21 protein-coding genes are annotated in these 25,835 nt (G+C 37.9%); 10 read left to right on the forward strand and 11 right to left on the reverse strand.

Annotated elements, in window-relative coordinates; translation table 11 throughout:
* Window positions 1-27: 27 nt before the first annotated feature.
* From AC1Z3T_RS10710 to kdpA, 7 genes are all read right to left on the reverse strand, one after another.
* Window positions 28-624, reverse strand: a complete 597-nt coding sequence (locus AC1Z3T_RS10710) for a biliverdin-producing heme oxygenase (protein ID WP_005030494.1) — start codon at window positions 622-624, stop codon at window positions 28-30.
* 41 nt (window positions 625-665) lie between these two features.
* On the reverse strand, window positions 666-1,523 hold the full coding sequence (locus tag AC1Z3T_RS10715; protein WP_100884723.1) for a TonB family protein: 858 nt from the start codon (window positions 1,521-1,523) through the stop codon (window positions 666-668).
* Window positions 1,524-1,890: 367 nt separating this feature from the next.
* Window positions 1,891-2,601, reverse strand: a complete 711-nt coding sequence (locus AC1Z3T_RS10720) for a response regulator (protein WP_004828685.1) — start codon at window positions 2,599-2,601, stop codon at window positions 1,891-1,893.
* Between the two features lie 27 nt (window positions 2,602-2,628).
* Window positions 2,629-5,286, reverse strand: a complete 2,658-nt coding sequence (locus AC1Z3T_RS10725; RefSeq protein WP_100884722.1) for a sensor histidine kinase — start codon at window positions 5,284-5,286, stop codon at window positions 2,629-2,631.
* 519 nt (window positions 5,287-5,805) lie between these two features.
* On the reverse strand, window positions 5,806-6,408 hold the full coding sequence (gene kdpC, locus AC1Z3T_RS10730) for a potassium-transporting ATPase subunit KdpC (protein WP_100886263.1): 603 nt from the start codon (window positions 6,406-6,408) through the stop codon (window positions 5,806-5,808).
* 20 nt (window positions 6,409-6,428) lie between these two features.
* Window positions 6,429-8,459 carry a potassium-transporting ATPase subunit KdpB gene (gene kdpB / locus AC1Z3T_RS10735; protein WP_100884721.1) on the reverse strand — a complete coding sequence of 677 codons (2,031 nt, stop codon included), beginning with the start codon at window positions 8,457-8,459 and terminating at the stop codon, window positions 6,429-6,431.
* 10 nt (window positions 8,460-8,469) lie between these two features.
* Window positions 8,470-10,194, reverse strand: a complete 1,725-nt coding sequence (gene kdpA, locus AC1Z3T_RS10740; RefSeq protein ID WP_100884720.1) for a potassium-transporting ATPase subunit KdpA — start codon at window positions 10,192-10,194, stop codon at window positions 8,470-8,472.
* Window positions 10,195-10,509: 315 nt separating this feature from the next.
* Here kdpA and AC1Z3T_RS10745 point away from each other — a divergent pair, with 315 nt between their 5' ends.
* The gene (locus tag AC1Z3T_RS10745; protein ID WP_100884719.1) at window positions 10,510-11,310 is read left to right on the forward strand and encodes an undecaprenyl-diphosphate phosphatase; all 801 of its coding nucleotides are present in this window, start codon (window positions 10,510-10,512) and stop codon (window positions 11,308-11,310) included.
* Window positions 11,311-11,501: 191 nt separating this feature from the next.
* Here the strand turns inward: AC1Z3T_RS10745 and hfq are convergent, their stop codons facing one another.
* Window positions 11,502-11,843, reverse strand: a complete 342-nt coding sequence (gene hfq, locus AC1Z3T_RS10750; protein WP_005030511.1) for an RNA chaperone Hfq — start codon at window positions 11,841-11,843, stop codon at window positions 11,502-11,504.
* Window positions 11,844-11,996: 153 nt separating this feature from the next.
* Window positions 11,997-12,263 carry a hypothetical protein gene (locus tag AC1Z3T_RS10755; RefSeq protein WP_100884718.1) on the reverse strand — a complete coding sequence of 89 codons (267 nt, stop codon included), beginning with the start codon at window positions 12,261-12,263 and terminating at the stop codon, window positions 11,997-11,999.
* A gap of 154 nt (window positions 12,264-12,417) precedes the next feature.
* Here AC1Z3T_RS10755 and AC1Z3T_RS10760 point away from each other — a divergent pair, with 154 nt between their 5' ends.
* Together AC1Z3T_RS10760 and AC1Z3T_RS10765 are read left to right on the forward strand one after the other, a co-directional pair.
* The gene (locus AC1Z3T_RS10760; protein WP_004828666.1) at window positions 12,418-13,098 is read left to right on the forward strand and encodes a heavy metal response regulator transcription factor; all 681 of its coding nucleotides are present in this window, start codon (window positions 12,418-12,420) and stop codon (window positions 13,096-13,098) included.
* Complete coding sequence (locus AC1Z3T_RS10765) at window positions 13,091-14,467, forward strand: heavy metal sensor histidine kinase (protein WP_100884717.1); 1,377 nt, start codon at window positions 13,091-13,093, stop codon at window positions 14,465-14,467. The genes AC1Z3T_RS10760 and AC1Z3T_RS10765 overlap by 8 nt, the downstream gene beginning before the upstream one ends.
* Window positions 14,468-14,767: 300 nt before the next feature.
* Here the strand turns inward: AC1Z3T_RS10765 and AC1Z3T_RS10770 are convergent, their stop codons facing one another.
* A complete protein-coding gene (locus AC1Z3T_RS10770; protein ID WP_100884716.1) occupies window positions 14,768-17,137 on the reverse strand; it encodes a heavy metal translocating P-type ATPase in 2,370 nt (789 codons plus the stop codon).
* A 268-nt stretch (window positions 17,138-17,405) separates the two neighbouring features.
* Between AC1Z3T_RS10770 and AC1Z3T_RS10775 the strand changes: the two genes are divergently transcribed.
* The 4 genes from AC1Z3T_RS10775 (at window position 17,406) to cueR (ending at window position 22,327) form a co-directional block, all read left to right on the forward strand.
* On the forward strand, window positions 17,406-17,777 hold the full coding sequence (locus AC1Z3T_RS10775) for a copper resistance CopC family protein (RefSeq protein WP_100884715.1): 372 nt from the start codon (window positions 17,406-17,408) through the stop codon (window positions 17,775-17,777).
* 62 nt (window positions 17,778-17,839) lie between these two features.
* Entirely contained in the window at window positions 17,840-18,721 is an 882-nt protein-coding gene (locus AC1Z3T_RS10780) for a copper resistance D family protein (protein WP_100884714.1), read from the forward strand.
* Between the two features lie 646 nt (window positions 18,722-19,367).
* Window positions 19,368-21,848, forward strand: coding sequence for a heavy metal translocating P-type ATPase (locus tag AC1Z3T_RS10785; RefSeq protein ID WP_100886262.1), 2,481 nt, complete (start codon window positions 19,368-19,370; stop codon window positions 21,846-21,848).
* Window positions 21,849-21,865: 17 nt separating this feature from the next.
* Window positions 21,866-22,327: a Cu(I)-responsive transcriptional regulator gene (gene cueR, locus AC1Z3T_RS10790; protein WP_100884713.1), complete on the forward strand. Its 462-nt coding sequence runs from the start codon at window positions 21,866-21,868 to the stop codon at window positions 22,325-22,327.
* Window positions 22,328-22,403: 76 nt separating this feature from the next.
* On the opposite strand, the gene AC1Z3T_RS10795 is transcribed toward cueR, so the two are convergent.
* Window positions 22,404-22,592 carry a heavy-metal-associated domain-containing protein gene (locus AC1Z3T_RS10795; RefSeq protein ID WP_100884712.1) on the reverse strand — a complete coding sequence of 63 codons (189 nt, stop codon included), beginning with the start codon at window positions 22,590-22,592 and terminating at the stop codon, window positions 22,404-22,406.
* A gap of 630 nt (window positions 22,593-23,222) precedes the next feature.
* On the opposite strand from AC1Z3T_RS10795, the gene AC1Z3T_RS10800 reads away from it, so the two are divergent.
* From AC1Z3T_RS10800 to AC1Z3T_RS10810, 3 genes are all read left to right on the forward strand, one after another.
* Window positions 23,223-24,116, forward strand: a complete 894-nt coding sequence (locus AC1Z3T_RS10800; RefSeq protein WP_100884711.1) for a LysR family transcriptional regulator — start codon at window positions 23,223-23,225, stop codon at window positions 24,114-24,116.
* Between the two features lie 97 nt (window positions 24,117-24,213).
* Window positions 24,214-24,537, forward strand: coding sequence for a hypothetical protein (locus tag AC1Z3T_RS10805; protein ID WP_004828645.1), 324 nt, complete (start codon window positions 24,214-24,216; stop codon window positions 24,535-24,537).
* Window positions 24,538-24,690: 153 nt separating this feature from the next.
* On the forward strand, window positions 24,691-25,590 hold the full coding sequence (locus AC1Z3T_RS10810; protein WP_100884710.1) for a LysR family transcriptional regulator: 900 nt from the start codon (window positions 24,691-24,693) through the stop codon (window positions 25,588-25,590).
* Window positions 25,591-25,835: the final 245 nt, after the last annotated feature.

A 25,835-nucleotide genomic window follows, 5' to 3' on the forward strand; every position in this document is an offset into this window, starting at 1 on the left:
TTGATTCCCTTTTCAACGATTCATCATTTATTTCAGTGTTTTCAATTGTGCTAAAAGCTCACCAAAACGCTGAAAGCCTTGCATCGCTCCTTCAATAATTAGTTGTTGATCTTCTGAACTAAAATTTGCCTCATCCAGCGTTTGCTTGAAACGTTTCCATACTAAGCCTCGACCTTCTGGATATGCTGCCAAATTACGTGCACCAAACTCTGCATTAAAGCCAAATTTAGCTTGCGCTTCTTTGAGTAAAAATGCTGCACCTAATGTCGAACCTTCAGAGACATAAATCCAGCCTAATGATTGAGGAAAGCTCACGGTATGCGTCGCAATATCGCTTTGTTGTGGCTGCACACCTAAATCAGCCAAATCCTGCAATGCTGCATCAGAACGACCACGCACATCTAAATCAGGAATCAACTGTTGCACCTTTGAATCTTCATATAAATGTTCAACATCTTTCTGAAAGTAATACTGTGAAAGTGTGAATTGGGCATAATTGTCTTGGCTGGCAAAAGCACCCGATTGTTGCATCAAAACTTCCATGCGATCATGTTCTTCAGCAGTCGTTTGCTTTAAACGTTGCATTAAACTTTCTGTCATTGCTTTTTCTGTCGCTGCGTTCATAAAAATTCCTCAATAAACGTTGTATACACCTGTTAGTCCAATCAGCGGTTGCGACCAAGCTTAAGCTGAATGGGAAAATCCACCACGATAGCAACTGCTTCACCATTTAAAATGTGTGGTTTAAATTTGGTTTTTTGTGCAGCCTGAACACCTCGCGCATCTAAACTGCTTAATCCTGTACTTTGTTTCACTTTGACATCAATCGCTTGTCCTTGAGGATTAATCTTGATAGTCAAAACCAGTAAACGCTGTTGATTCTGTAACTCACGGTCATCGTAATTCAGCTTGCCAAAGCTCAATACATCAACCTTACTGACCATAATCGGTTGTTGCGGTTTTGGTGCAGATTCAGCACTTTGTTCCTTTTTATTTTCTCGACCTTCTTCGCCACCAGATTTTTGAGTCTGCTCATTTGATTGCCCAGAAGATGACTGCTGTTTCGTAGTATTTAACTCAGTCTTGGTTTGCGTTTGCATGGATTGTTGTTGATTCGACGCTGTGCTGTTATTTGAAGATTGATCTGTTGTTTTTGTCAGTGTGGCTTTTTGAGTATTTTGTTTTGGTTGATCCATGATCACTTTCTTGGATTCGCTACTCTGAATTACTTTGGTTTGTTTTTGCTTGGATATTGGTGTTTTCGCATTCGGCTGCTGTGTTACTGCTTGCATTTGTGATTGTGTCGAATCGGTTGCTGTATCTGTACGACTCTCTTGAACCGTTTCTGTCTTATTCATAGGGACAAAGCGAATTTTGATCGCATTTTCTGGTGAATGCGTTTCAACGAATTGATCAGTTTGTAAAAAAGTCATCGACCAAATCAATAAGACATGCCCCAGCATGACCCCACATAACGTCATATACGTTTGTCGATCATATCTACTGGTTAATACTACAGACATCAATTGAATTTAATGATGAAGTGATGAAATATTGGAAACAGCATCCTGAAATAAATTGCTCAGGATATCTTGGCTATTTGATCTGTAATGTTGAATTACCATACTCATTCCTCTTTAGCTAAATCAAAGCAGACCCATAAAAAATCTGCCTTATATCTATATAGACGAATGAGAATGGAAAAATGCCTAATGAGAAATGTAATGAAATGTAAACTATTCTTATTTTAGTTCTGTTTTCTCTTAAATTTTATCCACCCTACTGAATCAACTTTCAATATCCATTAAGACCTTGCAAGTTTTATATAACCAAACAACAAACCAAACCAAGATATTGATTTTATTAAAATTATTTAAAAAAGTATCGTACTTATTGTCCTAAAAACCTCAGTCCTACACCTGGCTCGGTGACAATATATGTGGGTTGAACAGCGTTATCATTCAGTTTGCCTCGCAGTTTTGCCACTAAAATTCTTAAATAGTGTGTGTCTTCTTGATGAGTAGGTCCCCACAAATCATTCAAAATTTGCGGTTGAGTAATCAATTGCCCTTTATGCTGGGCCAATAGGGTCAACAATTGATATTCCTTACGGGTCAATGAAATCAATTGTTGGTTTAAAAATACTTGTCGATGTGCAAAGTCAATTTTTAGCACCCCATCATCAAAACAAGCAGACTCCACAGCCACATTTTGATATTGGCGAAGCAGCACCCGTATTCGCGCCATCAGCTCCTGTACGCTAAAAGGTTTTGTCACATAATCATTGGCTCCAGCATCCAATAACTTCACTTTTTCTTCTTCACTTGAACGTACAGACAATACAATGACAGGCACATGTGACCAGACTCTTAACTCTGCCAATACTTCTGCACCATCTAGATCAGGTAAACCAAGATCAAGAATCACCAAATCTGCACCATGCAAAGCTAAAATTTCCAAGCCCTTTTGACCATTTTCAGCCAATAGTGTCTTATAGCCTTGAGCACGAAGTGCAATATCTAAAAATTTACGAATCTGTGTTTCATCATCAATAATCAATACATTGGTCATCGAGCTTGTTGATACATTTTGCTCTGGCATGATATTTCCTTAAATCAAAAAGCAAGATTATCCAATTTGCTGGATCGGGAGTTGCATACGAATACATGTCCCTTGGTTATGCTTTGCAGAAGAAGCCATAATTTTACCCATATGTGCACCAATAATCGCTTTGACAATTGTTAATCCAAGCCCTGTACCATATTGTCCTCGATCACCACGCTCCATGGTGTAGAACATATCAAAAATTCGCTCACGCTCATCTTCAGGAATACCCTGTCCTTGGTCACTGATTGCAATTTCAATTTCATTTTCACTACATTGTACAACGTCGATACATACTGCTTTATGTTCTGGCGAAAACTTAGCAGCATTTTCAAGTACATTGAAAATAGCCTGTTCAATCAGTGCGGCATGAACATATAAACTTAAACTCTGCTCAGGTAAATGTACTTCAACGAGACTGTGTGGCATATAGCGTTTTAAACGACGCACTGCTGAACCAATTAACTCATCTACACCAATCCAATCCCGTTTAAGACTAAGACCTTCATGTCCTAAACGCGTCATATCGAGTAAATTTTGGATATAACGGTCTAAACGTTCACCTTCTAAACGGATGGCTTCCAATAAACTGTCCTGATCTTGTTCATCCATAGAATGACGGTAATTGCTCAAAGTATCTGCTGCACCAATCATAGACGCTAATGGCGAGCGTAAATCATGTGACACCGATGAAAGCAAAGCTGAGCGCAGTTTTTCAGTTTCCGAATTAATATTGGCAATTTCCAATGCTTTGCTCAGTTGAGTTCGAGAAATTGCTTGAGCAATATATTCAATCATTGTTTCGGTTAATTGCTTTTGCTCAGTATTTAAAACGGATAAATGCTTGGGAAACTTGATTCCAACGACGCCTAAACATTGTTTAGATGCCAACAAGGGCAAAAACCACCAGTCATTTTCAGTTAGAGTTTGAGTAAATCGTCCTGAAGGTTGATGATTTTTAAAGGTCCAATCTGCTGAAATTTTCTCTTTATCGCTGATGGTCAATAAAGGACTTACTTCAGCAGACAAACCTGGAAAATAAAACCAGATTTCAGCATTTAAATTTTTACTTAGGCTATTTTCTGCAATCTCTTGAACCTGCTTCAAATCAACGGCGACAGAAAGCTTTTGTCCCAAATCCTGCATAATACTGTTATAACTATTTGCCGCTTTTAACGCGACAACTTGTTCTTTTAAACGTGAAGCCAAACGGCTGGAAATTAAAGCAGCACCCAGAAAAGCGACCACAGTAATCACGCCTTGATGTGCTGAAATCTGAAAAGTAAACTTTGGTGTAATAAAGAAAAAATTATACGCCAAGAAAAATAGAATCGCTGAAAAAACCGCCGCCAACATGCGTGTTTTCGATGCAACAAAAACCACCGCGGTAATAAAAATCACCGACAGCTCTTCAATACCTAAATATTTTTCACCTAGACTCGCAATGAAAATACTCATCACCGTCGTCGATAATACGTAAAATATTTCTCTTAGATTTAAAAACCGACTTTGTTCAAGAATCGTAGAATATGGTTTATTTTCTGCAACAATCGGCACCATACTGAGTTCAAAACTCGGTTGATATTTTAATAATTGATCTACAAAATTCTGCTTAAATTTTAAATGGAACTGAAAGCGCTTTGCCTTAGGTTGGGTGAGTACCAATGTCGAAATACCCCGATCAATCACATAATCAAACAGCGTTTTTGCATGTTGTTTACCATAGAGGATTTCTGTCATTCCGCCCAATTGACGGGTCAAATTTAACGCTCGTTCGATTTCACGTTGCTGAGAATTTTCAGATTTATAATGAATTTGAGAATCTTCTGAAAATGCAACCACAGTCCAATGTGCTTGACGATTTTCAGCTATACGACAACCTGCCCGAACTAAAGCCTCTGCATGCCCTCCACCATCTAACATAATCAGAATATGGTTTTTCAAAGGAATGGGAACAAGTCCCTGTATCGAAAAATTTTCTCGAACATCGCTATCGACATGACTGGCAACGGTTTGCATCGCCAATTCACGCAAAGCCGTCAGATTGGAATGATTGAAAAAGCGCTGTAATGCTTGTTGTGCTTGTTCAGGGACATAAACTTTACCTTGATTTAAACGCTCAAGTAACTCACTTACAGGTAAATCAATTAAACGAATATCTCGAATACGCTCAAATACACGATCTGGGACTGTTTCAGCCACACGAATCCCTGTAATTTGAAATACCACATCATTTAAGCTTTCCAAATGCTGAATATTCATGGTGGTAAAAACATCAATGCCTGCATCCAGCAATTCATTAATATCTTGCCAACGCTTTTCATGGCGGGAATTTGGCATATTGCTATGGGCAAACTCATCCACTAAAGCAATACTAGGTTTAGTTGCAAGAACAGCATCCAGATCCATTTCTTCAAGCTGATGCCCTTGATACTCAATGATTTTGCGTGGAATAATTTTCAAGCCTGCAAGCAAGTTTTCTGTTTCGACACGACCATGCGTTTCAACATAACCGATCACAATATTGTTGCCCTGCAAGGCTAATTCATGTGCACGCACCAACATGGCAAAGGTTTTGCCAACACCTGGAGCAGCCCCCAAAAAGATGGTGAGTCGCCCAGATTGATAACGTTGAGTATGTTGTAACAAGACATCTGCTTTATTATTTCGATCATCTGTCATAGTGCTACTGTCTTCCAAATATTGGCAGTGATGCCATCCTTTTTAAATGTGATTAAATCAGTTTGCTTTACTTATCATGATATTGGTATCTATTTTATGCTGTCTTTTCAAGTTTAGAATACAAGAAAACATTGAGGCAGAATGCGATAAAAATCAAATGCTCCATTAAATTTTTATCACATCCTGTACAGCCTCTAAAAATAACCGATCCAATATGGTCTGTTGACATTTCATAAATGGTTTGCGTTGTAGGTTAAAATTGAGCAGGCATGAGGAGTATACTCCGCAAGGAAATGAAGAAAATAGCGAGACTATTTTCAACTTTCATAACATAGGCTGAGATAATTTTAGCCACAACCCTTCGGGACTAGCGTGTTTTTTGTCGCTTCGTCGTTACGAACTACTCATTTAGAACGACTAAATTTCGTATTTCGCGCCTAGAATCGTCTAAAAAACACACTTAGTCGCAAACCTAGACGAATTGCCAACAGACCCTAATAAACTTGGCAATCTACTGGATTATTTTCCAAGCTGATCCAGCGCTAAATTTAATTCTAGAACATTGACTCGTGGCTGCCCTAAAATTCCAAAAGTAGCTTGAGTGGTATATTCCTCAACAAATTGCACTACATTTTCTTCAGTTAAATGACGTGCTTTGGCAACTCGCTTAACCTGAATCATTGCAGACTGAACACTAATTTCAGGATCAATACCACTTCCCGAAGCAGTCACTAAATCCGCAGGAATTTTGGATTTTTCAACATGCTCTTGCTGAGCAATTTTATCCAAGCGTTCCGCAACAATATGATGTAATTCAGGATTGGTTCTTGCCATATTACTCCCTGCCATGTTCATGGGATCATAGTGTGCAGCCGATGGTCGAGCTTGGAAATATTGCGCTTGTTGAAAAGGCTGTGCGACTAAACGTGAACCCAATACAGCATTATTTTTAATCAACATACTTCCGTTGGCTTGTTCAGGAAAAATCAGTTGCCCAAGCCCAGTAGCTGCAGAACTATAGACAAAACCGCATAGCCCCAAAGCGACGAGTGTCAAACCAAATGAAGCACGAATTAAACTGGATAATGATAAGTCAACATTTTGATGCGTTTCAGTATTCATTTGCATATTCCTCTCTCAGTTTACATTGCAAGCAATGGACTGATCATCAAATCAATCAATTTAATTGCAATAAAGGGCAGAAGCACACCACCAACACCATAAATCAGCATATTACGGCGTAACAATTGGGTAGAAGTTGCAGGTTTAAACTTTACCCCTCGTAGAGCAATTGGAATCAATAACGGTATAATGATGGCATTAAAAATGAGTGCTGAAAGTATGGCACTTTCAGAACTACCCAAATGCATGACATTCAAACTATTCATTTGAGGAATGGCTGCCACAAATAATGCAGGTAAAATAGCAAAGTATTTGGACACATCATTCGCCAATGAAAATGTGGTCAAAGCACCTCGGGTAATCAGTTGCTGTTTACCGATCTCAACGACAGACAAAAGCTTGGTCGGATCTGAATCCAAATCCACCATATTTCCGGCTTCTTTGGCAGCCTGTGTTCCCGAATTCATTGCCAGACCAATATCCGCTTGTGCCAATGCTGGCGCATCGTTGGTACCATCCCCGACCATAGCAACCAAATGCCCTTTATTTTGCTCAGCACGAATACAGCTTAACTTATCTTCAGGTTTGGCTTCTGCAATATAGTCATCTACCCCAGCTTCTGCTGCGATTGCAGCTGCAGTCAATGGGTTATCCCCTGTAACCATCACAGTTTTAATTCCCATTTCACGCAAACGTGCAAACTTTTCCTTAATTCCTTGCTTAATCACATCAGAAAGTTCAATGACCCCAAGAATATTTTTGTCTTTTGCAACGACCAGTGGCGTTGCACCTTTGGATGCCACCTGCTCTACACGAGTTTTTAACTCACTATGATTTTCTAGACGCTGTGATGCAAATTGAAGAATTGCATCCAATGCTCCCTTACGAATTTGATGTCCATCACTTAAATCTATGCCTGAGATGCGTGTTGATGCACTAAAGGCAATAAATGCAGCATGCTCAGGTTCGCTTACACGTTCCCCCAACTCTTTTGCCAAGGCAACCACTGACTTTCCTTCGGGCGTAGGGTCTGCAAGCGATGCTAATATGGCAGCTTGACGAAGTTGTGATTCAGTTACACCAACTAAAGGATAAAAAGCTGTTGCTTGACGGTCGCCATAAGTAATCGTTCCTGTTTTATCCAACAGCAACACATCCACATCACCTGCAACTTCAACGGCTTTACCTGATTTCGCAATCACATTGGCTTTTAATGCTCGGTTCATCCCAGCAATCCCAATTGCTGGCAATAATCCGCCAATCGTGGTGGGAATTAAGCAAACCAGTAATGCTACTAATACAATCGGATTGATTTCGATTTTTAAGAAATGTCCAATAAACGGTAAACTGAGAACCACCACGATAAAAGTTACAGTCATGACGGTCAGTAAAATACCCAATGCAATTTCATTCGGTGTTTTTTGTCGATTGGAACCTTCGACCAATGCAATCATACGATCAAGGAAACTATGCCCAGATTCGGCTGTAACTTGCACAATAATCTGATCAGTTAAAACTTTAGTTCCGCCGATCACGCCAGACTTGTCTGTTCCTGCTTCACGTAACACAGGTGCAGACTCCCCAGTTACCGCAGCTTCATTAATGGTGGCAAAGCCCTCAATAATTTCACCATCCGCTGGAATCAATTCACCTGCACGAACTTCAATCAAATCATTCATTTTTAATTGGGTTGCTGCAATCTGCTCACCCTCCGTATCTGTTTTAGATTTGAGTCGTCGTGCGGTCAAATTTTGGCGAGCTTGTCGTAACGAAGAGGCTTGACCTCTCCCCTTCGCTTCCGCAATCGCTTCGGCATAGTTGGCAAAAAGTACGGTGATAAATAAAATCAAGGTGACTGATAGACCAAATAATACATTTGCTTTGCCCATCACTGTACTGATCAAAGTAATGATCGTACCCAGCCATACGATTGCCATAACCGGATTTTTTATAGCATGTTGTGGGAGTAATTTAACCCATACATTCTTCCAAGCTTCAGCTTGAAAAAGCGTAGAAGATTTATTTGTATTCAATTGTTTTGAAGGATTCATTTGATTCACCCTAACCTTGTACCAATAACAGATGATCAGCAATCGGTCCTAAGACCAGGACTGGCATAAATTGTAATAAGGTCAACATCACCACAATGGCAATCAGCGTAAAAGCAAATGTTGGGGTCTCAACTTTTAAACTGCCTTTGCTTTCAGGCGCTTGACGTTTAGCAGCCAAACGTGCAGCAATAATGAGCGGTATGATTAAAGTCGGAAAGCGACCAAGTAATAAAGCAATGACACATGTGACATTCCACCACACCGTATTGTCTGCCAAGCCTTCAAAACCAGAACCATTATTGGCAAAAGCAGAAACATATTCGTACAGGACTTGGGAAACCGCGTGATATTGTGGATTACTGTTACCCGTCAATTCAGGGAAAAATAAAGCAATTGAAGTTAAAGTGAGAATCACAATGGGTTGAATCAAAATCACCACTGCCAATAATTTAATTTCGCCTGCTTCAATCTTACGTCCGAATAATTCAGGAGTACGTCCTGTCATTAAGCCTGCAATAAAGACAGCCAAAAACAGATAAATAATGAATTGCTGTAAACCACAACCAATCCCACCCCAGATGGCATTTATCAGCATGTTGGCGAGCGCCACTAGACCTGTTAAAGGGGATGCCGAGTCATGCATCATATCCACTGATCCATTGTTGACTTGTGTGGTCACTGCTGCCCAAAGTGCGGAAGATGCTTCACCAAAACGTAGTTCCTTTCCTTCCATTGCATAGAGTTGTGATGCCGTAGAAGAAAGGCTTTCAGACCAAATCGCAATGGTCGCAGAAAGCACGGACATGAACAGCATTGAACCAAAGACAAAGCCTGCAAATCTTGCGCGTTTGGTGAAAAAACCTAACATGAAAATAACAGAGACTGGAATCAGTAAAATGGCGATCATTTCTAAAAAGTTAGACAGTGGCGTTGGATTTTCTAAAGGCACACTACTGTTTGGTCCATACCATCCTCCCCCATTACTACCGAGTTGCTTAATGGCAACCATCGGTGCAACAGGACCTAAAGGAATTTTTTGTGTTTTTAATTCAGTGGATTGATCTACTACTTGAACGTCTGGACCACCTTGAAAAGTTGCTGGAACGCCTTGGCTATTCAATAACAATGACCACGCCATACACAACGGAATCAAAAAACGAAATGTAGGGCGAATCACATCTGCCCAATAGTTCCCGACATTTATTTTTTGAACTTTACTGTTAAATGGTATTGAATGATCTACTGTGGAAAAATCATTTGTTGGTAAAGAGAATAAAGCACGGACTGTTGCAACAACCATCGCCAACCCCATCATCGGAGTGATGATTTGCAAACCAACGATCCCCACCATCTGAGACAAATATGACAATTGGCTTTGACCAGAGTAATGTTGTTGGTTGGTATTGGTTAGGAATGAAACCATCGTATGCAGTGCCAAATCCCATGACATATTAGGTGCATGATTTGGGTTTAGTGGCAGACTGGCTTGGAACATAAACAACAACCAAGTGATCAATCCAATCACCAAACAACTGATCACAAAACTCAGTGAATAGGTTTTAACATTCATCCCCTGTTTAGGGTCTGTCCCCAATAGCGCATAAATCGGCTTTTCAATCCAATTGAACAGTGGGTCAATTTTCATCTTGCGATTCTGCATAATCCATGCAAGATACTTTCCTAAGGGATAAGCCAGTGCAGTCACAATGACCAAGAGCAAAATAAACTCTAACATGACCTTGCTCCTTGGTTTGAAAGACTGAGCTGAGACATGCCAATCCTATTAATTTGGGCATGTTTTTTAAGTTTTTGTCGTAAGCATATTTTTGGATGCTGTACTTGTTGATGCGCTATATATTTAGCACTCATCTTTTCCATCCTAAACACTGGGATATTCCATTTCCCAGTATCGGAAAATAGCCCGTAAACTCTCTATTCACGGTCAGATCAACTGCGTAAAAATTTCGTAAAATTTTGTCTTTTTTCATTTATAAATAGCGCTAAATACATTAAAAAGGTTCAATTTTTTAAATTCTTGTTTATTTCATTTATGGAAAATTTTGAACTATTAAAAGCTTTATGTTTAGGGCTTATTGAGGGTCTGACCGAGTTTTTACCGATTTCCAGTACTGGTCACTTAATTCTATTTGGGCACTTGATCGACTTCCACTCAGATTCAGGTCGAGTATTTGAAGTGGTGATCCAACTCGGGGCAATCTTGGCTGTATGCTGGTTATATCGTCAAAAAATCATCGAATTAGTACGCGGCTTTTTCTCAGGTGATATACATGCCAGACGTTTTACAATCAATGTCTTGGTTGCCTTTATACCCGCTGTGGTGATTGGCGTACTTGCTGTTGACTTTATTAAACAGGTGCTGTTTAGCCCTCTAGTTGTTGCTTTTGCTTTAATTATTGGTGGTTTAATTATTTTTGCCGTTGAAGCCAGAAAGTTTGAACCGAAAACCATAGAAGCAACTGACATCACCTTGAAACAAGCTATTTTGGTGGGTTTTGCACAATGCGTTGCCATGATCCCTGGAACTTCACGTTCTGGTGCAACGATTATTGGCGGAATGTTATCGGGCTTATCACGAAAAGCATCCACTGAATTTTCATTTTTCTTGGCAATGCCAACCATGTTAGGTGCTGCAACCTATGATTTAATTCGTAATGCTGATGTTTTAACGTCTGATAATCTGATGAATATTTCAGTAGGCTTTGTTGCTGCATTTATTGCCGCTATTTTGGTGGTTAAAGCTTTGGTAAAATTTGTTGAAAAACATACCTTAAGAGTCTTTGCATGGTATCGTGTCGTGTTGGGTATTATTTTATTGATTGTATTTTTATAAAAAATTTAAATCGTTTGAACTGGCTATGATCGGATTGTTATGATTCTGCCCTACCTCTATCGACCCACATTCACTGTGGGTCTTTTTTTAAGTTTAAATTCCCTGAATAGTTTAGAAATATCTTAAGTACTTTAAATCATTGAACATGGTCAATATGAAAACTCTACAAGGAATAACATCATTCTCGCTCATTATTCCTGACTATGAGCATTCATTTCATTTTGCGAAAACGCTTCATATTGAGTTTCATCCCCTAACTCATCTGGACGACCAAAACCATATCGAGTACCGAATTGAGACAGATAAACGCCAATATTAGGACGTGGATTACGTGTTGGAAATACTGTAGAAATCGAGTGTTTATATATGATCTGAATTTGCCCCATAGTATTTTTTAGCAAAACAACATAAGGGTCAAAAGACTCAATATGTCCTTGTAGTTTAATTCCATTGACTAAGAAAATATAAACAGGGATATGTTCTTTTCGAAGTGCATTCAAAAAAGGATCTTGTAAACTTTGATTTTTTGACATTTTTTTAACTCCAAAATTAAAAATAGGGAGCAGACTTAACTAAGTTGTTAAAACTATTCATCCATGAAGCCCACACATTATGTTGTTCAAAACTAAACCATAGCGTGTAAGCTCCTATTCATGTCTCTGTGTTGCATCCCGATTTTCATTGGATTATTTAGAAGTTTTATTTGATATCTTTGAATGATCCATTTTCGACATATCAGTCGAGTTTCCATGCTGATGTTGTGAATGATCATTTTTTTGAGTTTTGCTTTCCTTGGTTGTTTTACAAGGCTCTTTACACTTCTCCTGTTTTTTTACTGTAGTTTTACCGTCAGCTGTTTTATGTTCATCACCATGTGCCCAAGTTTGTGTAGTGCCGATTAATGCACCTATACACATGAATACCATTACACTTTTACTGAATATTTTTTGCATTTTGTCACCCAAGTTGGCTTTGATTCGCTCTACAATAAGACAGTGACTCAAACTTCAAGATGACATGAAAATGACATTTATGTCATTCATGGGCATATTTGCTTTTATAACGTTATGATGACACCGAATGAGATAGGCACTTGAGGAAATTACAATGAGAATTTTATTGGTCGAAGATGAACAAAAAACTGGTGATTATCTCAAACAAGGTTTATCTGAAGCTGGTTATATGACTGATTGGGTCACAGATGGACGCATGGGCAGACATCAAGCGCTTTACGAAGAATATGACCTTATTATCTTAGATGTCATGCTGCCAGAGCTAGATGGTTGGCATATCATTCATGATGTCCGTAAAAGCGGAAAAACCATGCCTATTTTGTTTTTAACCGCACGTGATCAAATTGAAGACCGAGTTAAAGGACTGGATCTAGGTGCAGATGATTATTTGGTTAAACCTTTTGCCTTTGCAGAATTATTAGCACGTATTAAAAGTCTGCTTCGTCGTGGACAACAAAGAGAAGACAGTAACTTAATTCGGATTGCAGATCTTGAGCTAGATTTAAGAAAACGTCGTGTTACCCGCGCAGGACAACGTATTGATCTCACTGCAAAAGAATTTGCACTGATGGAATTATTCATGCGCAGACGCGGAGAAATTCTTCCTCGAGCACTCATCGCATCGCAAGTTTGGGACATGAACTTTGACAGTGACACCAATGTGGTTGAAGTTGCAATTAAACGTTTGAGAAATAAAGTCGATCAAGATTTTATGCCGAAACTGATTCAAAATGTTCGCGGAATGGGCTATGTGCTTGAGGTAGAAGATGAGTAATCGGCTGTTTAATGCTTTAAGTTTTAGAATTGCCATTATTTTTTCTTTTTCTACCATTACTATTCTAATGACAATGGGATTAGTCATCCATAAAGGCGTCACACGGCACTTTGAGAAAGAAGACCAAAAGTTACTTGATGGAAAAATCCAACTCATTCATAGCCTATTAGCGCAAAACCCCACCGACTCGTTTGAGCTGTCCATCTCATTAAATGATGCACTCATTGGGCATGATAATCTGATTGTTCAAGTTGAACGACCAACAGGTAAGATTATTTTTAGTTCAACCAATGCCATTATTGCCACACAGAAAAACACCAAATCTCAGCACTATCCGTGGATTGAATGGAAAGTACAAGATAAAACCTATCGTGGATTTATTTATAAAAAAAATATTAAAAGCAATAATATTGTTCAATCTACCCAAATTCTAGTGGGTATCGACACCTCCGAGCATTTAATCTTTTTAAACGAGTTTAGGCGCCAACTGTTTTATATCGGTTTAATTGGTACACTGTGTTTGATGTTTTTGGGTTGGTACGCCGCATGGCGAGGCTTACGTCCTGTGCAAAGAATGGCGAAAGTCGCAGAAAGTATTTCCGCGCAACATCTTTCTGTTCGTTTAGAACTTAAAAATACCCCTTTGGAATTAAAACCTTTGACCATTGCATTTAATGAAATGCTCGATCGTTTGGAATTTGCGCTGGAAAAGCTCTCAGACTTTTCATCAGATTTAGCCCATGAAATCCGCACTCCGATCAATAACTTAATGACACAAACACAAGTTTGTCTTTCTCGTAGCCGTGATATAGATGCCTATAAAGAAGTTTTATTTTCCAATTTAGAAGAGTTTGAACATCTGGCAAGAATCGTCTCGGATATGTTGTTTTTAGCAAAAGCAGAAAATGGTTTAACTTTAGCCAAAGTTGAACAGATTGATTTATCTACAGAAATCGAAGCATTATTTGAGTTTTATGATGCACTAGCTGCGGAAAAAAATATCCGTTTTGAACAATCAGGTTCAGGTAAAGTCAATGCCGATCCAACCATGTTACGCCGTGCCTTGAGCAATTTATTTTCCAATGCGATCAAATATGGAAAAGCAAATTCAGTCATTCGTGTTAAATTTCAACAACAAACAGAAAATACTTTATTTTCGATAGAAAATGAAGGTCCTGCCCTCTCTCCAGAACAATTATCACGTGTATTTGACCGCTTTTATCGGACTGATGCATCTCGTCAAAGAGTTGAAGATGGCACAGGACTTGGCCTGGCAATCACCAAGTCAATATTGGATATGCACAACGCACTGATTTATGCAGAATCTAGAGATGGGCTGGTGATTTTTTCGATTATTTTTAAGAATTAATACTTTGACTAAGCATTTCAATCACAATTGCGAATCAATAGGCAAAGATCGTCAATCCACCTGATTATTCATACAAGTGATTCGATTTCAATTATTCATATTCAATCAACTTTATACTTTTATAAAAATGATTAGACACTTTTAGAGATTTATTTTTGAATCATAAGTGGTCTTTCTATCGTGAGGCGACATAGATGTCGCCATGTTGAGCGGGGATATAAGTTCCCCTCGCTCAATAGGGTTAAAACCAAGCAGGTTTTGACAACGTAAGCTTTGATAACCTCTCAGAATATGAACTTTTTATGCACTTAGTCGTAAACGTAATGCATTTGCAATCACGGAAGCAGAACTCAAACTCATTGCAAGCGCAGCAATCATTGGAGACAACAACCAGCCCGTAAAGAAATAAAGCGCTCCCGCGGCAATAGGTATTCCCAAAGCATTATAAAGGAAAGCAAACATCAAATTTTGCTTCATATTTCGGACAGTTGCTTCAGAAAGTGCGCGCGCAGTCCCAATTCCTCTAAGATCACCCTTAACCAAAGTGACTTGAGCGCTATTCATTGCAACATCGGTACCTGTTCCCATCGCAATGCCAACATCAGCTTTTGCTAAGGCTGGTGCATCATTAATGCCATCTCCTGCCATTGCAACAATGCGCCCCTCACTTTGTAATTTATTGACCAAATCAAGTTTATCTGCGGGTTTAACTTCGCCATAAACTTGATCTATTCCCAGTTTTACCCCCACTGCACGAGCAGTAGTCATACCATCGCCTGTTGCCATTACGATCGTCATACCATCTTTCTTTAAAATTTCGATCGCTTCTGGCGTGCTGCTTTTTATTGGATCAGAAACTGCCAGTAACCCCATTAGATACCCATCTGCTGCCAGATACATGACACTGGCACCCTCAGATCTTAATTTCTCTGCTTGCGGTACTAAAGCATCCACAGAAACATCCAACTGTTGCATTAAAGCAGTATTACCAAGCGCTAAGCTCAAACCTTCTACTTTACCCATCACCCCGATACCAGAGTCAGAGTCAAAAGATTCAGGTGTAGTTAATTCAATATTTCGTTCACGAGCAGCGTGCACTATGGCTTCGGCTAAAGGATGCTCACTTCCTTGATCTAAGCTTGCCGCCAAACGTAATACATCGTCACTTGAAACACCTTCTGTGGCAATAACACGATCAAATCTTGGCTTCCCTTCAGTGAGCGTCCCTGTTTTATCAATAATTAAGGTATCGACTTTACGTAAATTTTCAATTGCAGCAGCATCGCGAAATAACACACCTTTTGTCGCCCCATTTCCAGTCGATACCATAATGGACATTGGCGTCGCCAAGCCCAGAGCACATGGACAAGCAATAATTAAAACAGCAACAGCATTAATTAAACCATATACCCAACTTGGATCAGGTCCGAAAATTCCCCATCCGAGAAAAGTAGCAATGGATACGCCAATCACGACCGTAACAAATTTTCCTGCAACTTGATCTGCCATACGTTGCATAGGTGCTTTTGATCGCTGGGCTTGCGAAACCAATTGTACAATTTGGGAAAGCATGGTCGCAGACCCCACTTTTTCTGAACGTATAATCAGTGAGCCACTTGTATTTAAAGTCGCTCCGATCACTTGATCTCCAATTTTTTTATTGACAGGCAAAGGTTCACCAGTCAGCATTGATTCATCGATAGAACTTTGCCCCTCTACAATAACGCCATCAACGGGTACTTTTTCACCCGGTCTAACTCTTAATACATCTCCAACATGTACAGAACTGAGTTCAACATCTTCTTCAGTTCCATCAGCATTGATTTTTCTTGCGGTTTTAGGGGCAAGACCAAGTAATGATTTAATCGCAGCTGAAGTTTGTGAACGGGCTTTTAATTCTAAAACTTGCCCTAACAAAGTCAGTGTGATGATTGCGGCAGTTGCTTCAAAATAGACCGATACACGCCCCATAGAAATGAAAGAATCAGGAAAAACCTGAGGAGCAATTGTTGCAACCACACTATAGACAAATGCAGCCCCTGTTCCTAAGCCAATTAATGTCCACATATTTGGATTTCGGTGTACCACGGACTGCCAACAACGAATAAAAAATGGGCGACCTGCCCAAAATACGATAGGTAAAGTTAAAACCAACTCAATCCAACTTTGCGTCGACATCTTAAACCAGTTCACTTGATGACCAAACATAGCAAGAAAAACAACAACAATCGTCATTGGTAAGGTCCACCAAAAACGCTTTTGAAAATCTTCTAATTCAGAATGATCTTCATTTTCTAAAGTGGGCAATTCTGGTTCTAAGGTCATACCACATTTAGGACAATTTCCTGGATGATCTTGTCGAACCTCTGGATGCATCGGACATACATAGATTGTTACGGAATTTTGGAGGGATTGATTCTTCTCACTTGGCTGAGCAGAATGGTGTGAATGATTTGCTTTTTCATGTCCTACTGGATGTTGTATTTCCTTATTGCTGGAGGTGTATAAATGTGGAGCTGCGCTAAATTTTGATTGGCATTTCTCACTGCAGAAATAATACGTTTTCCCTTCAAAATCATGCTGAAGCGCCTCTTGTTTATCTACATGCATATTACAAACAGGGTCTTTCATAGAGTTTTCTATAGTTTGCACTTTTTGTTCGTGTTCCATACTTCTCTCCGTGATTTTTTTCACATGCTCTCTAATTTAATATTTCAATTGTTGTAACAGGTGTTCCTTTCCACATGCTGTTGACTTTAATCATGTTCAAACCAACAATTTATCATTGCCCATTATTTAGATTTACTAAACAACAAAAATGTAATTTTAAAGTCATATTGTTGTATATCTGAATATTGAATAATTGAATAGTTAAGCAATCGTAGAGACTGAGGTGATACGGTTGCTTAACCATCATCTTATTAATAGGAAGTTTCATATGCGCTTTTTTCAGAAGAAAATCTCAACAGTATCCAGCATATTTCTTGGTATTACGCTGCTTTTCACAGCAACCAACGCACTTGCTCATGTGAAATTACTTAGCGCAGTTCCAGCCGTAAATGCAGCTGTAACGGATCAACCTAAAAACCTCACTCTAAATTTTGGAGAAGAGGTCATGTTGATGAACATTAGGTTGTTAGATGCTCAACAAAAAAATATTTCATTGAACTACAAAGTGAATCATGACCTTAAAAAATCCTTTAATGTTCCAGTTCCAAATCTTCAAAAAGGAAAATATACCGTGGTATGGACAACCATGGGCAAAGATGGACACAACATGAGTGGTGAGTATAGCTTCACACTTCAATAAAATATTTGAATCGTCAATGCAACATCAGCAGATTGCTAGCACCGTATTGATTTAGGAAAATCATGATTTCTGAATATTGGATTGGATTAACTTGGCTGAGCAAAGTCACTTTGTATTTAAGTATGGCATTTATTACAGGTGGCGCATTTTGTTACTTGTTATTTAATCGTTTCATCTCACTGAAACAAAGCATTCTTCAATATATGTGCTTTGGAGCAGGTTTAGGGCTGATCTCTAGCACTGCTGGTTTTTTCATTCTGGTCGGTAGCTTTGCCAATTCAGGGCTTGCTGGAATATTGAATACGATGTATATCCAGATCCTTTTGAATACAGTTACTGGTCAAATGTTGATTGGACGTATTCTTATTTTTCTCGTTCTTCTGCTTTTATTGTTCATCAAGTTCACTCAAAAAACCACACAGACATCTTTATTTGAACGGTTTTTATTTGGGCTATTCCTGCTACCGCTTGCCTATAGTTTTTCTCAAACTGGGCATGCAGCAAACTTACCTTTTTTTGCTCAAATTCTACTGACAGTTCATGTGCTATTCATTTCCGTTTGGATGGGTGCTTTATATCCATTATTCAAAGCCACTCATCAATTGGAAGGGCTTGCCTTAAAAGATCGTACACATTTATTTGGGCAGATTGCTGGATTTATTGTGGGCATCTTAATTGTTTGTGGTGCAAGTGTTGCGGTGCTTTTATTCAAAGATATTGATACCTTGATCAGTACCCCTTATGGCTATGGATTTATACTCAAAATCTTGTTTGTTGGTTGTATATTACTTCTCGCTGCATTTAACAAATGGTTTTTTACCCCGCAACTGCACAAACCTCAATTTGGACGATATCTGGGTTATGCCATTTTGTTTGAAATGTCGATTGGGTTAATGATTCTGTTTACCACGGCATATATTACAACAGTCGTCGGGATTGAATGAGTGCCCTATACTGACTGACCCTGTCATCCTTTTTGCCTTACTTATTTCAAAACGCAAGACTTACTGTTCTTAGACTGTATTACCTCATCTTCTGTCTTACTTCTTTGTAAAGCCCATCCAAATATTAAATAAAGTATCAGCTTGTTTGGCTTATATTTTTAAGAATACATCTTACACAATAGTCAAACCGTCTGATGATTCACATAAGTGATTTTATTTCGATCATGCATATTCAATAAACTTTATATTTTTATACAAGTTGTTAGAAGCTTCAGTGATTCATTTATTTTTGCAAGCATGGATGGGCATTCTATCGTGAGGCGACATGGATATCGCCATGTTGAGTGGGAGTATATGAGCAAAAACAAACTCTGATTTGTTTACAGCATAAGAATACGGTTAAACAAAAAATGATTTAGGCAAAGTGAGACATCATCTATACAAAGTTATTCAAACTTTAGATGTAAAGCATGGCAACGAAAGCTAAATATTTTAAACAATAGATTCATCTCATTCATTTTATTGGTCAAGAGAAATTCTATTTTACGATATGAGTTTTACTACAGATTAATTATATTTCGCTTGACCTTCCCATGATGGAAGAGTTTAGGATTAAATCATTCAAGAAAATAGTAAGGTATAAATGATGGCAAATTCTCCATATAGTACTGATTCTGATTTAAAAATGAACTTACAAATCGAGGGGATGACATGTGCCAGTTGTGTGGGTCGTGTAGAAACTGCGCTTAAAAAAGTGGATGGTGTAAAAGATGCAGTCGTAAACTTAGCAACAGAACGCGCAGATATTTCACTCGATAAACCAATACAACGTCAACAGCTCATTCAAGCTGTTGAACAAGTTGGTTATGATGTTATCGATGAAAAAATTGAATTCTCCATCGATGGAATGACCTGCGCTTCCTGCGTAAGTCGTGTTGAAAAAGCATTAAAAGCAGTTGATGGCGTAAAAGAAGCGGTTGTGAATTTAGCGACTGAGCGCGCAACTGTCAGTGGTCATGCCAGCGTCGATGCACTCATTGCCGCCATAGATCGAGCCGGCTATGATGCCAAACAAATCCAAAATGCAGTTCCTAATCAAACACAGCATCTTGAGAAAAAAGATAAAGAACGAAGTGAATTAAAAAGAGATTTAACGTTAGCAACAGTTCTTGCTCTCCCAGTTTTTATACTAGAAATGGGTTCGCATATCTTCCCTAGTCTGCATCACTGGATTGCACAAACCATCGGTATGCAAAATAGTTGGTACCTACAATTTATTCTGACCACTTTAGTACTGATTATCCCAGGTCGTAGATTTTATGCACATGGTTTTCCTGCTCTGTTTCGCTTTGCGCCAGACATGAATTCACTGGTGGCTGTAGGTACACTAGCGGCCTATCTTTTTTCTCTTGTTGCAACATTTGCACCGCAGATTTTACCCGCTGGCACCGTCAACGTTTATTATGAAGCGGCAGCTGTTATCGTCGCCTTGATTTTACTTGGTCGTTTTCTCGAAGCAAAAGCAAAAGGAAGAACTTCCGAAGCCATACAACGCTTAGTCAGTTTACAAGCGAAAATCGCACATGTATCACGTAACAATCAAGTCGTCGATATTCCTATAGATGAAGTAGTTGTAGGTGACTTTATCATTGTGAAGCCAGGTGAACGAATTCCAGTCGATGGTAAGGTGGTGGATGGGCAAAGTTTCGTTGATGAATCCATGATTACTGGAGAACCTATTCCTGTTGAGAAAAAGGTTGAAAGTGATGTTGTCGGGGGCACCATTAATCAAAATGGTACTTTGACCTTCACTGCTGTTGCTGTTGGCGGTGAAACCATGCTTGCTCAAATTATTCGCTTAGTTGAACAAGCACAAGGCTCTAAAATGCCGATTCAAGCAGTGGTTGATAAAGTCACATTATGGTTTGTTCCTGCCGTAATGTTGGCAGCGACACTCACTTTTTTAATCTGGCTTATTTTTGGTCCATCACCAGCCTTAACTTTTGCTTTGGTCAATGCTGTAGCTGTCTTGATTATCGCATGCCCTTGTGCAATGGGTTTAGCAACACCAACATCAATTATGGTGGGTACAGGACGTGGTGCTGAATTGGGTGTACTGTTCCGCAAAGGTGAAGCATTACAACTGCTTAAAGACTCTAAAATTGTTGCTGTAGATAAAACTGGAACTTTAACTGAAGGTCGTCCCGTATTAACGGATTTTGAGGTCATAAAAAAATTTGAATATGATCAAGTCTTAAGTTTTGTCGCAGCTGTAGAGTCGCGTTCCGAACATCCGATCGCACAAGCAATCGTCAATGCAGCAAAACAGCTAAATCTTAAACTTTCTCGTGTGGATAGTTTTGACTCTGTCACTGGTATGGGCGTTTTAGCAACGATCGATGGGCATACGATTCATGTCGGTGCAGATCGTTACATGCTTCAGTTAAATGTAGATATTTCACCATTTGCAAATACCGCGTACCGTCTAGGAGATGAGGGAAAATCTCCACTTTATGTTGCGATTGATCACGAGTTAGCCGGTATTATTGCAGTTGCTGATCCAATTAAATCCACCACACCAAGTGCAATTAAAGCCTTACACCAATTGGGTCTCGAAGTCGCGATGATCACAGGTGACAACGCGCGTACAGCGCAAGCCATCGCGAGAAAATTAGGTATTGATCAAGTGATCGCAGAAGTCCTACCCGAAGGAAAAGTAGACGCGATAAAACAGCTAAAAGCACAACATGGCAACATCGCTTTTGTTGGAGATGGTATCAATGATGCACCTGCTTTGGCGGAAGCAGATGTTGGTCTTGCAATTGGTACAGGAACAGATGTTGCGATCGAATCCGCAGATGTCGTGTTGATGTCTGGAAACTTACAGGGTGTTGCCAATGCGATTGCATTGTCCAAAGCAACCATTGGTAATATTCATCAAAATCTATTCTGGGCATTTGCTTACAACGTTCTGTTAATCCCCGTTGCGGCAGGGCTGCTTTATCCTGCTTACGGTATTCTTTTATCACCCATATTTGCTGCAGGTGCAATGGCATTATCAAGTGTATTCGTTTTAGGAAATGCTTTACGTTTACGTCGGTTTAACCCGACGTTGACTGCACAATAACATTCAAGGAGACTCAGATGAACATTGGAAAACTGTCTAAAGCTGTCGGTATATCTGCCAAAATGATTCGCTACTATGAACAAATTGGTTTAATTCCCGCTGTCGGACGCAATAATTCAGGTTATCGCTCATACAGTGCTCAAGATGTAGAGCGCTTAAAATTTATCAGAAAATCAAGAACATTGGGTTTTTCAGTCAGTGAAATTACCGATCTTCTCGATTTATGGAATGATAAAAAAAGACAAAGTGCAGATGTTAAAAAATTAGCACAATCTCATATTGAAAAACTGGAATTGCGGATTTTTGAATTGCAGAAAATGACGGAGACTTTACAGAATTTAATCAATTGTTGTGCTGGCGACCATCGACCAGACTGCCCTATTCTTGATGGATTGCAGACAACAGATATCGAAACAAGTGATGTACATCACCATAACGATACTTTATCCCTGTCACCACTTGGCACATCCAAAGCATAATCCTCTTCCATTTTGAGTTTATGTGAATAAATATAAAAAAAGCTACTGACCAGAGTAGCTTTTTATGCTTTACATTTTATCGTGCTGGATAGCCAATTTCGACTAACTTATCCCTAACATCGTCTTCTGTCACCATTGTGCTGACTTTCAAATGGCGATTCGGTGTATCCGCGATAATTTCTGCGTCCTCGTCTAATGTTTGAATCGCTTTTGCTATACGGCGCACGCACGCACCACAGGTCATATTTTCAACATGGAATTCCATATTTGGCTCCTTAATTAATCGTAAACTCATGATAAAAGTTGCCATTATTGTAAGGTCAAGTGTTTGAAATCATTTCTTTAACGATCATTGTAATTTTAAAATAATCAGCATGAATGACTTTGATTAAACGTATTTATTTATCTTTAAAGCTTGTTCATATTTAACACATCTTTATATTGTTTTAATCATGCATTGTGTATAAATAAAAATTTAAATAATTTTTTAAATTAAAAATCAGTACTTAAATAAAAATGTTTACTCAAACAAAATCACGCAATATCAAAAAATTTACTTAAAAAATCAGCAATAATCAAAATTTTTATCATAAAAACCTTAAAGCGACCAACATACAAAAAAACTCATTAACATATCTAACAAAACAACTTAAGCAAAAGAACATGGCATTACTTATAATTAATAAAAAATATGACTTTTTGTAATGCTAAATTTAAAGTAAAACAATAAAAATCAATTTTATCGCTATAAAAAAATGTATTACATTTTCTCAACCATACACTTGATAAATCATCAAATTAATAAGATTGCTAAGAATAACTTCACTATATAAACTAATCTTGTTTATTCATATAAATATAACCTCAAACCCAAAAATATAGAGCAAGGTCTTAAATGGTTAAAAGGATTTCACTAAACTCATTTAAGTTTTTTTATTATGTAGCGATGTATGAAAGTGTGACAATTGCCTCAGAAAAGCTTTTCGTTACACAAGGTGCGGTTAGTCGACAAATAAAAAACTTAGAAGATGATTTGAATACAGCTCTTTTCATCAGAAAAGGAAAAACGTTAGATTTAACCAATGAAGGGTTGTTACTTTTAAATTGTTGTCAAGGTATTTTTCATGAGATCGATAAATGTCTTATTCGACTAGACAATAAAAAAGAAAATATCAAAGAATTGGTGGTTTCTTGTGAATCCACATTATGTATGAAATGGTTAATTCCTAGGCTAAAAAACTTTAATGAATTAAACAGTGGTTTTGATTTAAAGATTACTACAAATGATAGATCTATAAATTTCAATAATACAGATATCGCCATACGCAGGGACGATATTAATTGGAAAGAGCATATTTATAGCATCAAACTCATGGATGAAACCATGTTCTTTGTTAAAAATTCAACCAAAAGTAATAATAACATTCTAATATCATCATCAAGACAGAAGTTCTGGGGGACTTTATTAAAGATCAATCATATTAGAGATAAGATCACCCAGCTGAACTATAAAGAGCTTGATCATTTTTATCTCTGTATCGAAGCATGCTTATCTGGTTTAGGTTCAACGATTGTGTCTGGATACATGATAGAAAAATACTTAAATAACGGTAACTTAGAATCAATAACAGAACCATTTCAAGATGGCTCTTCCTACTATTTACTGTCAGCATCGCCTTTAGAAGAGGATTATCGCAAAGTTGTTTTCAAAAACTGGTTAATTGAGGAGATAAATAAGACACAGTTAAATTTAGAAAAGTTTTATTATCAAAAAAAAGCATTTAATTAATGAGATTCATCATTCAATAAAATCATAAAAATCATAAAAATTTACTCAATTAAATAAAAAATTTAGATATGAGAAAATAATCAAAAGGAGAAACTAAATGCTTAAACCCAATATTTCATTTAAAACCAAGAAGTGGACTTGCAAACATTGTGGTCTACTCAAAGATATTTCAAAATGGCGAATTAAAATTGGTGACTCCGTTTTTTTTAATACGGGGCATCTTGATAAAAACTTTGAATATATTAAAACAACGACTCATGGCATTGTGATTGATCGGCAAAATAAATTTCTAACTGTATTAGATCAAAACAAGAATCAAACCTACTTTATTGACCAAAATGAGGTCTATCTAACAAATTCTCCTGCTTTATTTTTATATCACATGTATGGAAAGTGTGCCTGTAAACATGATAAAAATTAAATAAAATAGATGATTTTTACGAATCTTTACGACTAAATGCATTGCGACACATTACAAAAACTTTTAATATCTATTAAAATAAAATACTAATACTTGATTCAGGTGATCAAGTAAATCAACTAATTCTATGTATGGATTACACGAGCTTTTAACATGATAGAAAGATTATCACTTAATTCATTAAAGTTTTTTTATTATGTGGCGATTGAGGGAAGTGTAACCATTGCAGCAGAACGGCTTTATGTTACCCAAAGTGCAGTAAGTCGACAAATTAAAAATTTAGAAGATTTACTGAATGTTGCTTTATTTGAAAGAAAAAATAAATCATTAATTTTAACCGCAGAAGGTAGAGTGCTTTTAGATTGCTGTCAACATGTTTTTAATCAATTAGATCATTGTGTAATCAGTATCAAACAACAAAAATATAAGAACGATAATTTAATCATCTCCTGTGAACCCACGATTTCGATGAAATGGCTAATTCCTCGCATGGTCAGATTTAATGAATTAAATCTTGGTTTTGGAATCACCCTTTTAACTGGTGGTGGACCTCTAGATTTTCAAAATCAAGATATTGATCTTGCCATTCGAAGAAATGATTTTGCTTGGGGTGATCATATTTTCAGTACCAAAATCATTGATGAATTTATGTTTATGGTGAATTCCAATCAACAAAGTGCTGCAAATTTGTTATTAAGTACATCACGTCCAAAGTTTAAAAATTACCTAGCGAAAGAATATCCTGAAATCTCAAAATTAAACACCATTGAGCTTGATCACTTTTATTTATGTATTGAGGCATGTTTATCCGGTTTAGGACAAACAATTGTTTCTGGCTTTATGATTGAACATGAACTTGATCACGATTTCTTTCAAGTTGAAAAGTATCTCCACTTTGATGATTCAGCCTATTACCTATTGGCATCCTCTTCAATCGAAGAAGACAACAGAAAAGTGATTTTTAGAGATTGGTTGATTAAAGAAATGCAACAAACTCAACAAAACCTGTTGCATAAATTTGGCTTTGCCAATAGTGATCGAGAATTTGGTTGATCTCGCATAAATTTTTATAGCCGCTTGTATAATCTTATTTCAACATCCCCTTTTCCAACTTTCTTCCCCGATGGAGAGGCAACTTAGAAAATCTACAGGATGTAGATACCATGAATTTAATCAAAGCCACGAGATATTTTTCATAGGTTAAAAATAAGGATGTAGAATTTTCATATTTTTAAAGAGTGATAAAACATAGAGTCAAACCGTCTGATTGTTTATACACATGATTTAATTTCAGTCAT

The sequence above is a fragment of the Acinetobacter sp. B-6 genome (genome assembly GCF_056930735.1).

Coding starts and splice junctions, on each gene's coding strand:
- AC1Z3T_RS10765 (WP_100884717.1), top strand. CDS start 13,091: ATGAGTAATCGGCTGTTTAATGCTTTAAGTTTTAGAATTGCCATTATT.
- hfq (WP_005030511.1), bottom strand. CDS start 11,843: ATGTCAAAAAATCAAAGTTTACAAGATCCTTTTTTGAATGCACTTCGA.
- AC1Z3T_RS10800 (WP_100884711.1), top strand. CDS start 23,223: ATGGTTAAAAGGATTTCACTAAACTCATTTAAGTTTTTTTATTATGTA.
- AC1Z3T_RS10775 (WP_100884715.1), top strand. CDS start 17,406: ATGCGCTTTTTTCAGAAGAAAATCTCAACAGTATCCAGCATATTTCTT.
- kdpB (WP_100884721.1), bottom strand. CDS start 8,459: ATGAATCCTTCAAAACAATTGAATACAAATAAATCTTCTACGCTTTTT.
- AC1Z3T_RS10720 (WP_004828685.1), bottom strand. CDS start 2,601: ATGCCAGAGCAAAATGTATCAACAAGCTCGATGACCAATGTATTGATT.
- AC1Z3T_RS10745 (WP_100884719.1), top strand. CDS start 10,510: ATGGAAAATTTTGAACTATTAAAAGCTTTATGTTTAGGGCTTATTGAG.
- AC1Z3T_RS10710 (WP_005030494.1), bottom strand. CDS start 624: ATGAACGCAGCGACAGAAAAAGCAATGACAGAAAGTTTAATGCAACGT.
- AC1Z3T_RS10785 (WP_100886262.1), top strand. CDS start 19,368: ATGGCAAATTCTCCATATAGTACTGATTCTGATTTAAAAATGAACTTA.
- AC1Z3T_RS10810 (WP_100884710.1), top strand. CDS start 24,691: ATGATAGAAAGATTATCACTTAATTCATTAAAGTTTTTTTATTATGTG.
- cueR (WP_100884713.1), top strand. CDS start 21,866: ATGAACATTGGAAAACTGTCTAAAGCTGTCGGTATATCTGCCAAAATG.
- AC1Z3T_RS10780 (WP_100884714.1), top strand. CDS start 17,840: ATGATTTCTGAATATTGGATTGGATTAACTTGGCTGAGCAAAGTCACT.
- AC1Z3T_RS10795 (WP_100884712.1), bottom strand. CDS start 22,592: ATGGAATTCCATGTTGAAAATATGACCTGTGGTGCGTGCGTGCGCCGT.
- kdpC (WP_100886263.1), bottom strand. CDS start 6,408: ATGAATACTGAAACGCATCAAAATGTTGACTTATCATTATCCAGTTTA.
- AC1Z3T_RS10760 (WP_004828666.1), top strand. CDS start 12,418: ATGAGAATTTTATTGGTCGAAGATGAACAAAAAACTGGTGATTATCTC.
- AC1Z3T_RS10725 (WP_100884722.1), bottom strand. CDS start 5,286: ATGACAGATGATCGAAATAATAAAGCAGATGTCTTGTTACAACATACT.
- kdpA (WP_100884720.1), bottom strand. CDS start 10,194: ATGTTAGAGTTTATTTTGCTCTTGGTCATTGTGACTGCACTGGCTTAT.
- AC1Z3T_RS10805 (WP_004828645.1), top strand. CDS start 24,214: ATGCTTAAACCCAATATTTCATTTAAAACCAAGAAGTGGACTTGCAAA.
- AC1Z3T_RS10770 (WP_100884716.1), bottom strand. CDS start 17,137: ATGGAACACGAACAAAAAGTGCAAACTATAGAAAACTCTATGAAAGAC.
- AC1Z3T_RS10715 (WP_100884723.1), bottom strand. CDS start 1,523: ATGTCTGTAGTATTAACCAGTAGATATGATCGACAAACGTATATGACG.
- AC1Z3T_RS10755 (WP_100884718.1), bottom strand. CDS start 12,263: ATGCAAAAAATATTCAGTAAAAGTGTAATGGTATTCATGTGTATAGGT.